The following is a 14,901-nucleotide window of genomic DNA, read 5'->3' on the forward strand; positions in this document are numbered from 1 at the left end:
TTGCTGAAATGAAAAATTAGTCTTTTATCTTTGGATAACGAATATGATATAATAATACTGTTACATTATCCAGAATAAAAGAGGTGAAAGTATGACTCAGCTTTTAGGTGTGCGGATTGCTAATTTACGCAAGCAAAAAAAGCTATCAACTAAAAAATTGGCAACTGGGATTATTTCGATTTCTTATTTATCCAATATTGAAACGTGTAAGAAGATTCCTAGCCTTGAGACATTATTATTTTTAGCGGATCGTTTAAATGTTTCTCATCAACAGCTAGTTTTTGAAGAGGTTGGAAATTCAGACTTGGAAACACTTTTTATTGATCTTTTTAATTGTTTGGTGCGCAATCAAATGCTAGAAGCTAAGCAAAAATTAGATGAGATAGAGCATAACTATTCTATTCAAATGGAAAGCCCCATAGCTGAAATAAGTTATTACTTATTAGTCTGTATTTATCAACTAAAGTCTTGGCAATTTAACGAAGCCCAAGAAATTCGTGAGTTGTTTATTCATTCTTTTGCCAAATTGATTGATAAGAGTTTTTTACCTATTGAGTTACAACGGTACTATTATTTCTATGAAGGCTTGCGCTTAAATTTAGCAACCAGCTATTTAGAGTCAATAAATAGCTATCAAAAATACTTAGCTTTAGAACATTCAGATGCAAAGATGAATGTAATGGTCGAAGGTTATATTGCGTTGAATTATATTTGTTTAAGTCAATATGAGAGTGCTTTAAAATTAATTGATTCTGCATTAGATAAAACTAAAAAACTTCCACTTAATCAGCAAGGTAATAAGATTCAATTACTCTATTTTAAAGGTTTTGTTTATTATTTTATTCAGTTTTATGACCATGCGGTAACAAGTCTAGAAGCGGCTTTAATTAGTTTAGAGGACTACCCAGAAATGGAAGCTGAGTCTGAAAAAGAAACCTATTTAGATGCATTTTATTTTAGTTTAATTGCAAAACTTCAATCAAATCGTCCTATTTTAAAGAATGAATATTTACCAATAGCTGAGTTATTTGTTTTATTTTCAGAAAAAGGTGAGCTAGAAAAAGCTGAATTGTTGTTGGCGACTTTGAATGTGCTAGAAGCAAGGCCACAAGAAATGGATTACTTTATCCAATTTGGTTCGGCTTTGTGTGCTATACATGCTGGCAATGAGAAAGCATATGTTGAACAAATTACCCAATTACTGAAAGTAATTCATCTATCTAATGATGATAGTTTTATTCAAAAGGTTAAAAAACAGGCTAGTAGTTATTTTGCTAAGCAACAAAAGTATAAAAAATCCTATGAAATCTTAAAGTAAAAAACAGCTAAGATAAGCTGTTTTTTATTATTTTTGAGAATGATTTTTTAGCCATGATTCAGCAAAATCAACGGCTTTTTTTTGATTGAATAATTTTACTTTGCTATTGCCGACCGTTCCGTTAATGCACTTGTTTTCTGCTTCAAAATCTGTACCAATTGTTAGAAAATTGTCAGTAAATAATTCAATATCAGTATATTCGGTCCAAATTGTTTTGTCATTTTCAAGAATAGGAGCACCATATTTAATCGGTTTTACATCTGATTGACGATATTCAGCTAAATGAAACGAAGTATTATTTTCATAATTTACGCCTAGAAGTAAGATTTTTGCATCAGAAAATTGATAAATTTTCCCTAAAGGAGAGCACTCACCTAATCCATAGTTTAAAGAGTGATTCGCTAATATATCCGCCGCATGTTGTCCCCATCCGCTAAAAGAAACTTGTGGATGGCTACTACGAGAAACCTCAGGAAAAGAACGAAATGCTTCAGCAATAGCTCCCATACTCCGTGTTGGTGTATATTTGGGATGATAACCAGGCATAGTATCACGAATCGTTTGCCACCAACTTTCTGGTACTGGTGGATTGCCCCATCCTGAAGGGTCAGATAAATCGCCAGAATGAGCGGGCATAATCAAGGTGCCATTTTCACCAAGAACCTCAAATAGAGCTAAAATTACAGCAATAGCTCCACCTGAAATCCAGCCTATTGAACTTAGAGAGGAATGAACAGTTAGAATATCTCCTTTTTTTATACCTAAGTTCTTGAAATCAGTAACTAAGGAATCTTTTGTTATCGGGTGTGCTAGTTTTTGGATAGTATCTAATTCAGTCATTTTCTTTCCTTTCTTTTATCAAATTAAAATGCGCTAAAAGCGGAAAATCAGGCTTTTAGCGCATCATTCTTACTAGTTATTTGAACTTAAATCCATGCCATTTGAAGCAATGACTTGTTTGTACCAGTCAAAAGATTTTTTCTTGTAACGGTTTAAAGTTCCTTGACCATTATCATCTAAATCGACATAAATAAAACCGTAACGTTTTGCCATTTCACCAGTAGAAGCACTAACTAAATCAATACAGCCCCATGGTGTGTAAGCAAATAAATCAACTCCATCAAGTTCAACAGCTTTTTCCATTTCTGAGATATGTTTTTGTAAATAAGCAATTCGATAGTCGTCAGCAACATAAAAATCTGCATCTGGTTGATCGACAGCTCCTAAGCCATTTTCAGAAATATAAAGTGGAACTCCATAGCGACCGTATAAGTCACATAATGCAATCCGCAAACCGACTGGATCAATTTCCCAGCCCCATTCACTAGCTTCTAAGAATGGATTTTTGACTCCACCAAAGAAATTTCCTTCGGTAGTAGCATCTTGTGGTTCGATAGAGTTTGTAGCAGACATATAGTAACTAAATGAAAGATAATCTACGGTATGATTTTTAATCACTTCTAAATCACCTTCTGCGATATCTAGCGTGATATTGTTTTGTTCGAAGAATTTTAGCGCATAACTTGGATAGGCGCCACGAACTTGAACATCATTACAGAAATAGTTAAACATGCGATTTTTTTCAACGGTTGACATCACAGTATCTGGGTTTGAATCAATGCTATACATAGTTGCATAAATGCTCATACAGCCAACTTGAAGATCAGGATTGAGTTCGTGAGCAATTTTTACAGCTTTAGCGCTAGCCACAAATTGATTATGCAAAGCTTGGAAATTATTTTGTAAGGATTCATTGCGCATGGCTAAAGTAAAGAAAGAGCCCATTACACCAGTATTAATTTCGTTAAATGTCATCCAATATTTTACTTTGCTGTGGAAACGTTCTAAGATAGTTCGTGCATATTTTTCAAATAAAGTAATCAGTTCACGGTTTTTCCAACCGCCATAAGCTTTTACTAAGTTTAAAGGTGTTTCATAATGTGAAATAGTAATGGTTGGCTCAATATTGTATTTGAGACACTCATCAATTACGTTTTCATAATAAGCTAAACCCGCTTCATTTGGCGTCGCGTCGTCGCCATTTGGGAAAATACGTGCCCAAGAAATTGACATGCGAAAAGTTTTAAAACCCATTTCAGCAAATAGAGCAATATCTTCTTTGTAGCGATGATAAAAATCAATTCCTAAGTGATTCGGGTAGCTGTATTTAGTTTCATCGATTTCTAAGGGATAATCTTCAGAAGCTAGTAAAGCTCTACGTTCTTTTCCACCTGGCGAAACATCGGCAATGGTTAAACCTTTACCATCTTCTAAATAAGCGCCTTCAAATTGGTTGGCAGCGGTTGCACCACCCCGTAGAAAGTCATCTCTAAAAATACTTTTTTTCGTCATTTTCTTGCTCCTCTCTTGTATCAGCGTTTTATTATTTAATTACACAAGTTCATTATACCTGTTTTAGGTCAGAAATCCCACCTTTTCAAGAGATATTTTTATAATAAAATCATGCTATTCTTTGATGGGAAATCCCCCAGTATGGATGAAACGACTTCGTATTGGTATACTGATAGTGAGTTGATCTTTGAATAGTTATGGGGGAGAGCAAATGGAGCCAAAAAACGATCGTGCTATCAAGCAAGAAATTCACAAGCTTGCAAAAAATGCAGATCATCAATTATTAGCTATTTGGGCAGCAGAATGTGCAGAGAGAGTTTTGCCTATTTTTAATGAGAATTATCAAGAGGATAGTCGGCCTAGCGAGGCTATTCGAGCAAATCGAAATTGGATTAAAGGTAAATGTACGGTAAGTGAAGCTAGAGCAGCAGCTTTTGCAGCACATGCAGCTGCGCGAGATGCAGTAGAGGATAATTGTTGTTATGCGGCAAGATCAGCAGGTCACACGGCTGCAACTGTTCATGTAGCAACTCACGCAGTCTATGCTTCAGATTACGCTGCTAAAGCGAATCCAACCGAAAGAATCTGGGATTATCAGCGCTTAGTTGAATTACTACAAGAGGAGATCGTTTAGATTGCTTAATCTAATTAATTTATTTCACCTAAATATAAAGGCAATTCCATCTGATTATAGGAATTGCCCTTATACTATCTATTTTAATTTATTTTCAGCAACACGAAAAAGAACGATTTCACGAACAAGCTCATAGGGGATGGGTTTATCAAAAGGAAATTGAATGGCGCCTTTTGACGTTTTATAGTCTTTTAAAGCTTCCTCAAAGGCTATAATCGCACTTGGTGTAGGATAAAAGCCAATATGTTTTTTCTGAGCAGCAAAATGAACTAAGTTGCCATTTAAGACAAAGGTAGGCATTTGATAACTGATTTTTTCACTACTTTCTGGAGCAGCTTCTTTTATGACTTTTCTAAGTTTTTTTAAGATTAATTGAATGTCTAGCGGAAATTGTGAAATATAGGCATCGATTGATTCGATTTTATCTTGACTTGGATTCATTTGAAAACCACCTTTTCAGATTAAATAACTTAAGAACAGTATACTATAAAATACATTTATTTGCTCTTTATTAGCTGTTCTAGTCAGATAAATTTATGGGATAGTTATTGACCTAAGGTAGAATTCCTTTATAATAAATAGGAAGAGCTTTTTAGCTTGTTAAACTAAATCAATTATTAAAAGACAGGGGAGATCAAGCATGGAAGAAAGCAATAAGATCGTTCAACCTGAAATTGTTCAGCGTGTTATGAATAAGTTACCAGAAGCAGATATCGTTGCAAAATTATCTGATTTTATCAAAGTTTTAGGAGATGGAACTCGGATTAAAATTATTTGGATTTTAGAGGAAAATGAGATGTGTGTCAATGATTTAGCAGTGGCTTTAAATATGTCACAATCGGCTGTATCTCATCAATTAAAAACTTTAAAAACAGCTAATGTAGTTAAATCGAAAAGAGAAGGAAAAAACATTTTTTATTCTCTATCCGATGATCACGTTAAAGATATTTTCTTAAAAACATTGGAACATATCCAAGAATAATAGGTTTTTAGTATAATTATAAAAAAACACCACGAGGACTTTTTAGTCTTAGTGGTGTTTTTTTTTAGGCTGATTTTCTCATAAAAGATACTATGTAATATGGATTTATTTGTATTTCATACTATTTAGATTAAAACTAGTTCGTAAAAATAATACGGATATGACTAAATTAGAGAGCTGAGTTTTTTAATCTAATCTTCTCAGGGAAAGTTTGCTGAGTATAAGGGGTAGTGTACCAACATTTATTAATGAAAAACTATCTAAAAGGTAGCTTAAATTCAGCAGATAGTCCGAAATATCCTTAGGGCTAAAGACCCATGACGTTGGTATCCTTGAATGGTAAACTAGCTTTATCAGATAATTATACGAGGAGAGATTGAGATGGGAGAGACACGTTCGGTTGTAATGACAATTTTATCTATAATTGGTTTTTTTGTAGTATTGGGGATTGCTATTAAGTTTTTGGGCTTGGCTTTAATTGTAGGATTTAAGTTTTTATTACCATTAGCTTTGGTTATTTTGTTGATTCAGGGTATTAGTAAAAAAACGAAAAATGCTTAATTAAATAACGAAGGGAAAACGAGTGAGAAGATTTTGTTTTCCTTTTTTTATTTTGTTAAATATTTAAAACCATGTTTTTAGTTAGTTTTTTGTGTTATACTTACTTGTGAAGAATTTATAAAAAGTTTTTTAGTTTAAAAAATAACGTTTTTAGTTAAATGTTTTGGGCTATTAAATGAACTATTTAAAGATTAATTTAGTCGAAGAGGAGTATTTATTTATCTATGTTTAGGTTCGATTTAATTGTTAATAAAAGCAACTATTTTAACTATTTTTAAATTTTTCTATTTAGCTTAGTTCTTATGAGCCACCTCCTCGAGAAAAAAATAAAAATTCGAGAGGACAAAAGCGTCCTATCAATTTTTCCTATTTTCTTGCCAAGGCCAGCTTCTATGAGTTAGCCTCTCGGAAGAAAGATGAAATTTCGAGGTGACAAAAAACGTCACATCAAATTTCCCTATTCTTCAGTCGAGCCTGAGCGAACTCAACGAGCTTTTGATGGAGTTAAACCGGCTCAACGAACTTTTTATAGGCTAGTTCTTATGAGCTACCTCCTCGAGAAAAAGATAAAAATTCGAGAGGACAAAAAGCGTCCTATCAATTTTTCCTATTTTCTTGCCGGAGCTAACCAACTCAACGAACTTTTTATATATAGGGGGAAGAAAATGCAAAAAGATTACAGAACATTGGAGTATCGTCAGTTTGAAGAATTAAAAAACAGGGTAAAGTTAATTGATTTTTATTGGATGCGTTACAAGAGTCAACATCCTCAAAAGGATTATAGTGAAGAGGTATTGGATCATATTGAAGTGATTGAAGATTTTATTTATAAGAAGCGTTATGAGGAGCTAAGGCTAGTTAAAATAAATTTTCGCAGAACAAAGGTAAAGCTACCAGAAAAAAATTATCAAAAATTAAAACAATATAGTGAACTATCCAATCTATTGCAAAACTCTTTAAAATAAATCACAAACTACTTAAGCAAAAGCTTAAGTAGTTTTTTAGTATAACCTGAAAATAAAATGAGAAATAGTTAGGGATAGATAGTGAAAAAATAATAGAAAGGGTGTTGTGTTTCTTTGTATACAACGTTTATCTACAATGATAAATTCACAAAGTAATCATTTTTTTTAGCAAGAAGTTAAATTTATGTGTTATAATGGCTATAAATAAAAAGGATGTGAATAGTTTTGAATACATTGTTAAAAGATAAAAAAATTGTCATTATGGGTGTTGTAAATAAAGCGAGTATCGCTTGGGGTTGTGCTAAAGCAATGAATGATTGTGGAGCGACTGTTATTTATACGTACCAAAATGATCGTGTGAAAAAACAGCTTGAGAAACTAGTGGGAACAGAAGCAAACCTCGTTGAATGTGATGTAGCTACTGATGAACAAGTTGAAGAGGCTTTCAATCAAATTCATAAAACATATGGTACGATAGATGGTTTGGTCCATTCAATTGCATTTGCTCGTAAAGAAGAACTTGGTGGAAATGTTTTTGATTCTACTAGAGAAGGTTTTGCAATTGCTCACGATATTAGCTCTTATTCTTTATTATTAGTTTCTCGTTACGCAAGTAAAATCATGAATCCAGGTGGAAGCATTATTACAATGACTTATATTGGTTCTGAGCGCGCAATCGCCAATTATAATATTATGGGCTTGGCAAAAGCTTCATTAGAAGCAGCTGTCCGTTACTTGGCTTTAGATTTAGCAAAACAAGACATCCGTGTGAATGCTATTTCATCAGGAGCAATTAAAACACTAGCAGCTTCAGGTATTAAAGGCTTCAACGCTTTGTTAGATGAGCAAGCAGCCAGAACACCTTCAGGTAAGCAAGTTACAACTGAAGAAGTTGGAAATACAGCAGCATTCCTAATGAGTGATATGTCTCGAGGAATTGTTGGAGAAATTATTTATGTAGATAAAGGAACTCACATGACTTAAAAAGTCAAAAAAAAGCGATTTGGTTAATTTAACCAAATCGCTTTTTTTAATCTTTTTCTAAAGGTTCACTTTTTTTAAATTTCAAAGCAAATGCACCTAAGAAAATACCTAGATAATAAGTGAAAATACGCCATAAGATCAGAGCAATCACTAGTTTTTCCTGATTTGCAATGAAACCACCAAAAAGTAAAGTAAAACTATACTCAGCACCCCCGGCACCCCCAGGAATTGGAAACATAGAGACAATCAGAACAATAAAGGCATGTAAACTAATAATTGTTAGAATACTAATATGACTGACACCTAAACTGAGTAATATAAAGTAAGGGACAATAAAATAGAAAAATAATTGAATTAGAGTTAGTAGACTGATTTCAAGTAGAAGTTTTTTCTCATTACGAATATAAACACTTTCTTCATAAAAAGCATCTATTTTTTCAACTAATCCTTCTTCCCAACGGGCAATTGTTTCTTGATCTTTAAATCTTTTTAGGCCTTTTAAAATCCAATGAATAATTGATTTTAGCCAGTTTGCTTTAAATGTAATCAATAGCAGAACAATTATTACGACTATATGAATTAATAAGCCAAATATAATTAACCCAGCTAGCTGACTAATTTGACTACTTAATGCTTGATAGCCAAATAGAACACAAATACCAAAAACAACAACAATCATACCTTGATAAACTACAAATTTCATCAATAATACAGAGCTTCCAACACCAATATCGACACCAGTTTTATTTAATGCTACTAATTGTGCTGGTTGTCCACCAGTAGAAAATGGTGTAATTGCGTTGAAAAAATCTTCAATTAAGGATACACGATAGGCATTGCTAAATTTATAACTTTTATAACGTCTACGCAGTAAACTTTGTATTATTTTCGCTTTGAATCCCCAATATACTAACATTGAGAGAAAAGCAACTAAAATCCAACCCCAATTTAGCTGTTGAAGCTCTCTCCAAACTTCGGTAAAAGATAACTTGCGAAATTCCCAAATAAAGATACCTACACCAATAGCTAAAACAATACCTAAAAAATATCTATTTTTTTTACTCATACAACATCTCCTTCAGCAGGCTCTTAGCCGAATAAAAAACTAAGAAACTTTGGCTATACAAGAGTATAGCTTGAGCCTTATAAGTATACCATTTTTTTTGTTGTTAGTTTAGTATTGTTTCTAATTATTAAAGTTTAGTTTATAGCTCTGAATGGATGAAAAGTATTCATTTTCAAAAAATTCTTAGCATAGTCCCTTTTTTTAAATTTTTTGAAGCTGTTATTTTTACCATTTTTTTTAAAAGTTATCTCATATGATTGCTTAATAACCTAATTAAAGCTAAAATAAACTATTTCTTTTTTATAAAATTAAGAAATTTGAAAATAGTTGTTATTGTAATGTCTAACGATAGTTTCAAAATAAAGTAGAAATACATTTTTCGTAATATTTTAATGTTATTTATTTTTTTTAGAAAATATTTTCTATTGAAATAATCCTTTTAATTTTTTGTTCAAAAAACAGAAAATATTTAAAAAGAAATGAGATTGGTATTAGGTATACTATTTGTAGGCCTGGAATAAATAAATGGAGTTAAGAGCATAACTTAACTGCTAATGGTTTACTATAGAAAGGAAGGGTTGATACCATTTGAATGTATTTTTAGAAAGAATTTCTTTAAGAAAGATGTATTTGTTGTCTTTGCTTGATTCTGAAAAGCGTGGGTTTTCAATTAAAGAATTAGAACAAAAATTAGGTCATAATAGTAAAACAATTACTAAAATGGTTCAATCATTAAAGATTGAGTTAGCACCTTGGCAAAATAGTATTACCCTAGTCACGAATAATGATCGAACATTATCTCTCAAAAAAAAAGCCAGTTTTTCTTTGGAAACAATCAATCTGTATTATTTAAAGGAGTCCTTTATATTCAAAGCATGTGATGCAATTTTTAATGAAGAATTTATTGATATTGCTACTTTTTCTAGTGCGAATTATATTAGTTACAGTACATTGTATGGCAGATTAAATGAAATTAAACCATTATTAGAACACTATTCAATTGAATTTAAAGCGAATAATATGGCTTCTTTTGAAGGAGAAGAAAAACAGATTCGTTACTTCTTTTATCATTTCTATTGGAGTACACATTGGGGTATGGAGTGGCCTTTTCAAAAAATTGATAAGAACCAGTTTTGTGAAATAATAAAACGAATTGAAGGATTACGAAAAACAACTACTTTATATATTTCAGAGCAAGAATCAATTGCATTTTGGTTAGGCGTTATAACGACTCGAATTAACCTCGGGCATACTATTGAGCAGGTGGGGTTATACAATTCAATTATTGATGACAATAGTGCATTTACTTATTTTAAAAATGCTTTATTAGAAGAGTTTAAGCAGTTATTTCCTACTATAAGTGAATCAGATTTACTAAACGAAATTCAATTTTTATATGTTGTTATGTATTCGAATGATTATTTTGAAATGGATGATCCTCAGATTAGTGAAACGTTAATTTTTTCACAAAATCGTAATGGTGAAATTTTTGGAGCAACCAATCATTGGTTAAAAGTTTGCAGTGATTTTTTTGAGGTATCTTTATCTGCTGCTGAATACGGAGCAATTTATGCTAATTTGATTCATTTACATGCGGAGATAGCCTTTTTTAAAGGAAATATTTCGGTTTTTTTTAATGACTATTTAGAAGTTAGTCATATAAAAGATGAAACCAATGATTTTTATGACTCACTAATGGATTTTTTCTACCAAAAACTAATTGAAAATAAAAAATACAAGAAAATTTTTATAAATAAAGAACGTTTGTTACCTAGATATAAAATGATTGCACGTAAATTCATTAACATTGATAGTCAAAAAAATAGCATTAAAGTTCACTTGATTTCAGTCTACGGGAACAAAAAATTAGCGTATTTACAAAACTTAATCAATCGATCAAATGAGGAACATCTAGAATTTTCTGAGGATTACAACAATGTTGATTTAATTGTTTCTGATCGCCTTTATGCAGGAATCAGCCAATTAAATACGCCTATGATTATTTGGGGCGAAGAGCCTGATGAAAATGATTTAGCTGAAGTAAACAAGGTCATCAAAAAAATATCATTTGATAAGATGCATAAGAAACTAGTAAAGTATACTCATTTTCCAGCCATTTAATGGTTGGTTTTTTTATTTAAGATTTCATTTCATTTTATTTGAATACGCCTTTTAGGAATTAAATAAAAGAGTACTAGTAATCTAAAATTAAAAAGTATAATTTTAACTGTTTTAGTTATTTTATGAAAAATATGAATTTAAAAAAAAAAAAAATGAGTGTCTATAGTCTAGAATAGGGTTTGTGAGCTTTCTTTAACCAGTGGGTAGTTGTTTTATGAGAAGGCAGAATCGGTCTATTTATTTTATTCTCGCTAAACAACTTATTCATTATAGAAGAAGGAGTCACTTTTTATAATAAGTAGGTGTGGAGCTACATTAAGGAGGAGGTATAATGATACGTTATAAAAAGAGAATACTAGTGTTGACTATTGCGATTTTTTTATCCATAGGTCTGGGTATTGGTGCTGTCAATCAATTCATTAGTAGCTCTGGTGGTCGGGTGGAGGCAGATTCAGGAGTAAAATTGGTAGCTGACAAAAAAGAACTGACTTTGGGAACCGCTGCTGTTTTGACGATTAAAAGGGAATTTAGAGATGAAAGTAAAACAGATAATCTTCTTTCAGTTAAGTTACCAGAGGGCATCACTTTTTCAGAGTCTAAGACGAAAGAGTTAAATGACGAAAAAGGGGTGAAATCGATTGCATGGAATGCTGAAAAACAGCAAATTGAAGTTTCGCTTATAGAGACAAAGGATGAAGTGAACATCCAACTTTCTATTATAGGGAATAAGGTTGGTAATTATCAATTAAATGCTGAATTATCTGGTGAGCAATCAAATGTAATTGATTTAGCTGTGATCGAGAATCAAATTGATTTTGCTAAACAGGGAACAGATGAATCAGAGTCTTTACTGGATAATGATTTATTACTGAATCAAATTACGCCCTTTATAGCAACTGGATATACAGATATTCATCAATATCCAGGAATTAAGGTCATCCCAAAAACAGAATCAACATCAACGGCTCCTTATGTGATACCTGGGAAAAATTCTTTTGTCATGCAACTCTCTGAAGGCACAACTTATACAGCTGTGGGTGAAGGAATTTATGATAACACAGACAATAAGTATAAAGGCTCTTTAAGAGGGTATGTTTTTGAAGATAGCTCAAAATTAACGAACCCAACAGCTCCAAGATATATACTTGCTACAAAAGTAGGTATTTATAAAGGGAATTGGATTGATGTAAGAGTTGTCGTGGATGAAGTGCGGGTTCGAAGGAAGAATTTTAACAATCAAAACCCAAATGAAAATGGCCTGTCGGAGTCAGCTGAGTTTGGTGTGGCAACGGTCACTTACGAAGATCGAGGTATAAATTATCCGGAATCTTATAGTTCAACTAAATATGGTGATTATTTCATGGCAGTTGGAACACTAAAAAACTCTAGTAATGATGATTATTATAGTTACCATTATGAATTTTATGACAATCAAACAGGAACTAAGTTAAATGATATCTCGGGAATGTGGAATTTTCAACGACAAAATAAATTCAAACAAACCGATATTCGAAATGATGCTAAGCACATGTCCTCTATTTTTGCGTCGGATGCAGCAGCAAAACCGTCGACAGTTACCTATAAAACAGAACCAATTCAAGCTGGTTTTGATCGTTTTTTTGGTGATGCAGGTAGTGTTGCGACGGAAGATACCTATTTAACAACGTTGTTTGACAATATTGCAGATTATCCAATTGGTATGACTGCACAAGGAAATACGAGTGAGACTTCTACAGCTAATGGAATGATATTAATGTATAATCAAACGCCTTTAGCGCGGATTTATCCATCTAATCCAGAAGTGATTGGTGAAAGAACAACAGATAATCCAATGAGAATGAAGTATCAAATCTTACAAAATATTCCAGCTCAAAAGAGTGCCTATTATTCAACTGACTTTCAGATCAGTTCTGAACTTCCAGTCGAATATGATTTTGATTTAAGTACAGTTAAGGTTCAGAATGTTTTGGATAATACTGAAATTACGGATCAATTTACGGCTAGTTATGATGGAAGTAATAAGAATAAACTGATTTTAAAAGCTGTGAATCCATTAGATGATGCATTTAACAATAAAATGTATCGGATTTTAGTTGAGGCTCTACCGAATGAAAAATTTGATCTTAATGAATATAAGAATAAAGTTGGACATCGAGAAAAACAATATGATTTAGATACAAGTTATATTCAAGTTCCTTTAACAGCAAAAAATACGTTTAATACCGGGAATGTTTTATTAGGAACGGTTACCCAAGCGGCAGAAGTTGAAACTGATCCTACTAAAGATAAAGCAATTTCGTATATGCTTTATCGCGGAATACCAGATGCTGATCCATTAGATGGGAAAAAAGTTGCGATTGGAGCAGATTGGGACAAGCTAGATCCAGTTGATTTTATTGTTCCAGGAACTTTAAGAACAGATACTGGTTCACCGAATGACGAACCAATTAAAATTACGGGTTTTTATAATACGCCTGATACTTCTAAAAAAGGCGAGGCTGATGTTTGGGTTGTGATTGAAACAGCCCAAGGCGTAGAAGCTAAAATAAAAGTGAAAATTTTAATTGAAAATGGGGATCCAATTCCTGATGTTCAAATTCAGGAAATGATCAAAAATAACACACAAAGTTTAGATTTTTCAACAAATCAAACAGCGCATATTCAAGATGAACTAACTTTCCAAGGAAAAATTACGAAGGCAGTTGAAGGCTCAATTTGGAATAAAGCTATTATTTCAATAACAGTGCCAGAAGGTGTTGAACTTCCTACTGTTTCTAGTGTCAAGTTAAGTGATGGAACAAGTGAAATCCCTGCAACTATTACAATTGACGGACGGAAAATTACTGCGAAGTTAACAAACTCAGTTACAGCAACAGAAGCGATGTATTTAAAATTCGATACAAAAGTTCTAGATGCAGCACTTGGCCAAAGTTACACATCAACAACGGAGGCAACAGGGGAAGATAGCAATCAAGATCCTGTAACTAGCTCTAGTTCGGCTAATTTGGCTGTGCTTGACTATAGCGATCCAATGATTACTTTTGAACCTAAAGTAGAAAAGAAAATAACAGGTGGAGATTGGGAAGAAAATAAAAATGTTAAACCTGGTAATGCAGTTCGATTTACGATTCAAAGCTCGTTGAAAAATGCATATACTGTTTGGAAAAATCAAAAAATCGTTGTAGATCTACCAGAAGGTTTGGACTCTATTGTGTTGTCAACTAGTGTGACAATTGTTCGTCCTGGGAAACCAGATGTTGAGTTGACGAATGGCGGATTAACAAAGTTTGAAAAAATAGGGAATCAAATTATTTTTGAAACAACTGATCCTCAATATCAATTTACTGAAATGGATAGCCGAATTCGTTTTAATTATACCGCTAATGTCATGGTTGAAGCAGTGACGAAATCACCGTTGGAAACACTTGTACACATGAGTGGATTAAATTCACGTAATGAAGCAGTAGGTTTGCCAAATCAATTAATTTCATTAGATGTAACGGAGGGAATCCTTGATTTCTCAGCTACAGATCAAGTTGATTTTAAAACCAATGATTTAATCAGTACTGGAACTGTTATTCATGATCCAAAAGCCGATTTTGTAGTGAACATTACGGATAGTCGTGGAATTGCAAATGCGCCATGGTCGATTAATGCAGAAGTATCAAAAGAATTTAAAAATGGTGATCGACTATTAAATGGCAATCTATTTTTTGTGGATCAAGCAGGTAATTCCTTGCCTTTAAGCAAAGGTGCTGCCCAACCAATCATACAAAACGATAGTTCTTTAACGAGTCAACAAATTGTTTGGAAAAATAATGAAGGAAAAGGTTTATTTTTAAAGCAACGTGCAGGTATGAATGTATCAGGTAGCTATAGTGGTGAAATTACTTGGACTTTAAGTGTAGGACCTTAATA

General features: G+C 32.6%; 12 protein-coding genes. 8 read left to right on the forward strand and 4 right to left on the reverse strand.

Going from position 1 to position 14,901, the window contains the following annotated elements; all coding sequences use genetic code 11:
- The first annotated feature begins 91 nt into the window (after window positions 1–91).
- Window positions 92–1,318 carry a helix-turn-helix domain-containing protein gene (locus BR77_RS16335; RefSeq protein ID WP_035065794.1) on the forward strand — a complete coding sequence of 409 codons (1,227 nt, stop codon included), beginning with the start codon at window positions 92–94 and terminating at the stop codon, window positions 1,316–1,318.
- Window positions 1,319–1,345: 27 nt separating this feature from the next.
- Here the strand turns inward: BR77_RS16335 and BR77_RS16340 are convergent, their stop codons facing one another.
- Both BR77_RS16340 and BR77_RS16345 read right to left on the reverse strand, forming a co-directional pair.
- The gene (locus tag BR77_RS16340; RefSeq protein ID WP_015077009.1) at window positions 1,346–2,158 is read right to left on the reverse strand and encodes an AAC(3) family N-acetyltransferase; all 813 of its coding nucleotides are present in this window, start codon (window positions 2,156–2,158) and stop codon (window positions 1,346–1,348) included.
- A 72-nt stretch (window positions 2,159–2,230) separates the two neighbouring features.
- A complete protein-coding gene (locus tag BR77_RS16345) occupies window positions 2,231–3,670 on the reverse strand; it encodes a glycoside hydrolase family 1 protein (protein ID WP_035065798.1) in 1,440 nt (479 codons plus the stop codon).
- Window positions 3,671–3,881: 211 nt separating this feature from the next.
- On the opposite strand from BR77_RS16345, the gene BR77_RS16350 reads away from it, so the two are divergent.
- Window positions 3,882–4,304, forward strand: coding sequence for a putative immunity protein (locus tag BR77_RS16350; RefSeq protein ID WP_015077007.1), 423 nt, complete (start codon window positions 3,882–3,884; stop codon window positions 4,302–4,304).
- 78 nt (window positions 4,305–4,382) lie between these two features.
- On the opposite strand, the gene BR77_RS16355 is transcribed toward BR77_RS16350, so the two are convergent.
- Window positions 4,383–4,745 (reverse strand): iron chaperone, encoded by a 363-nt coding sequence (locus tag BR77_RS16355; RefSeq protein WP_010054722.1) that lies wholly within the window; start codon window positions 4,743–4,745, stop codon window positions 4,383–4,385.
- 199 nt (window positions 4,746–4,944) lie between these two features.
- On the opposite strand from BR77_RS16355, the gene BR77_RS16360 reads away from it, so the two are divergent.
- The 4 genes from BR77_RS16360 (at window position 4,945) to fabI (ending at window position 7,796) form a co-directional block, all read left to right on the forward strand.
- Complete coding sequence (locus tag BR77_RS16360) at window positions 4,945–5,286, forward strand: ArsR/SmtB family transcription factor (RefSeq protein ID WP_010054725.1); 342 nt, start codon at window positions 4,945–4,947, stop codon at window positions 5,284–5,286.
- Between the two features lie 381 nt (window positions 5,287–5,667).
- The gene (locus BR77_RS16365) at window positions 5,668–5,847 is read left to right on the forward strand and encodes a hypothetical protein (protein WP_016356548.1); all 180 of its coding nucleotides are present in this window, start codon (window positions 5,668–5,670) and stop codon (window positions 5,845–5,847) included.
- 665 nt (window positions 5,848–6,512) lie between these two features.
- Window positions 6,513–6,812, forward strand: a complete 300-nt coding sequence (locus BR77_RS19210) for a hypothetical protein (RefSeq protein WP_010054726.1) — start codon at window positions 6,513–6,515, stop codon at window positions 6,810–6,812.
- A 225-nt stretch (window positions 6,813–7,037) separates the two neighbouring features.
- A complete protein-coding gene (gene fabI / locus BR77_RS16375; protein WP_010054727.1) occupies window positions 7,038–7,796 on the forward strand; it encodes an enoyl-ACP reductase FabI in 759 nt (252 codons plus the stop codon).
- A gap of 46 nt (window positions 7,797–7,842) precedes the next feature.
- Here fabI and BR77_RS16380 read toward each other — a convergent pair whose 3' ends face one another.
- Window positions 7,843–8,862: a lysylphosphatidylglycerol synthase transmembrane domain-containing protein gene (locus BR77_RS16380; RefSeq protein WP_010051827.1), complete on the reverse strand. Its 1,020-nt coding sequence runs from the start codon at window positions 8,860–8,862 to the stop codon at window positions 7,843–7,845.
- 588 nt (window positions 8,863–9,450) lie between these two features.
- On the opposite strand from BR77_RS16380, the gene BR77_RS16385 reads away from it, so the two are divergent.
- On the forward strand, window positions 9,451–10,983 hold the full coding sequence (locus BR77_RS16385) for an AcpB/EbpR/MafR family transcriptional regulator (protein ID WP_010051829.1): 1,533 nt from the start codon (window positions 9,451–9,453) through the stop codon (window positions 10,981–10,983).
- Between the two features lie 331 nt (window positions 10,984–11,314).
- A complete protein-coding gene (locus tag BR77_RS16390) occupies window positions 11,315–14,899 on the forward strand; it encodes a hypothetical protein (RefSeq protein WP_015077003.1) in 3,585 nt (1,194 codons plus the stop codon).
- The last annotated feature ends 2 nt before the right edge of the window (window positions 14,900–14,901 follow it).

It is taken from the genome of Carnobacterium maltaromaticum DSM 20342 (assembly GCF_000744945.1).
Lineage (GTDB): Bacteria > Bacillota > Bacilli > Lactobacillales > Carnobacteriaceae > Carnobacterium > Carnobacterium maltaromaticum.

What these genes read in the sequence shown, in the direction of transcription:
- BR77_RS16335 (WP_035065794.1), top strand. Translation starts at nt 92, where the DNA reads ATGACTCAGCTTTTAGGTGTGCGGATTGCTAATTTACGCAAGCAAAAA.
- BR77_RS16340 (WP_015077009.1), bottom strand. Translation starts at nt 2,158, where the DNA reads ATGACTGAATTAGATACTATCCAAAAACTAGCACACCCGATAACAAAA.
- BR77_RS16345 (WP_035065798.1), bottom strand. Translation starts at nt 3,670, where the DNA reads ATGACGAAAAAAAGTATTTTTAGAGATGACTTTCTACGGGGTGGTGCA.
- BR77_RS16350 (WP_015077007.1), top strand. Translation starts at nt 3,882, where the DNA reads ATGGAGCCAAAAAACGATCGTGCTATCAAGCAAGAAATTCACAAGCTT.
- BR77_RS16355 (WP_010054722.1), bottom strand. Translation starts at nt 4,745, where the DNA reads ATGAATCCAAGTCAAGATAAAATCGAATCAATCGATGCCTATATTTCA.
- BR77_RS16360 (WP_010054725.1), top strand. Translation starts at nt 4,945, where the DNA reads ATGGAAGAAAGCAATAAGATCGTTCAACCTGAAATTGTTCAGCGTGTT.
- BR77_RS16365 (WP_016356548.1), top strand. Translation starts at nt 5,668, where the DNA reads ATGGGAGAGACACGTTCGGTTGTAATGACAATTTTATCTATAATTGGT.
- BR77_RS19210 (WP_010054726.1), top strand. Translation starts at nt 6,513, where the DNA reads ATGCAAAAAGATTACAGAACATTGGAGTATCGTCAGTTTGAAGAATTA.
- BR77_RS16380 (WP_010051827.1), bottom strand. Translation starts at nt 8,862, where the DNA reads ATGAGTAAAAAAAATAGATATTTTTTAGGTATTGTTTTAGCTATTGGT.
- BR77_RS16390 (WP_015077003.1), top strand. Translation starts at nt 11,315, where the DNA reads ATGATACGTTATAAAAAGAGAATACTAGTGTTGACTATTGCGATTTTT.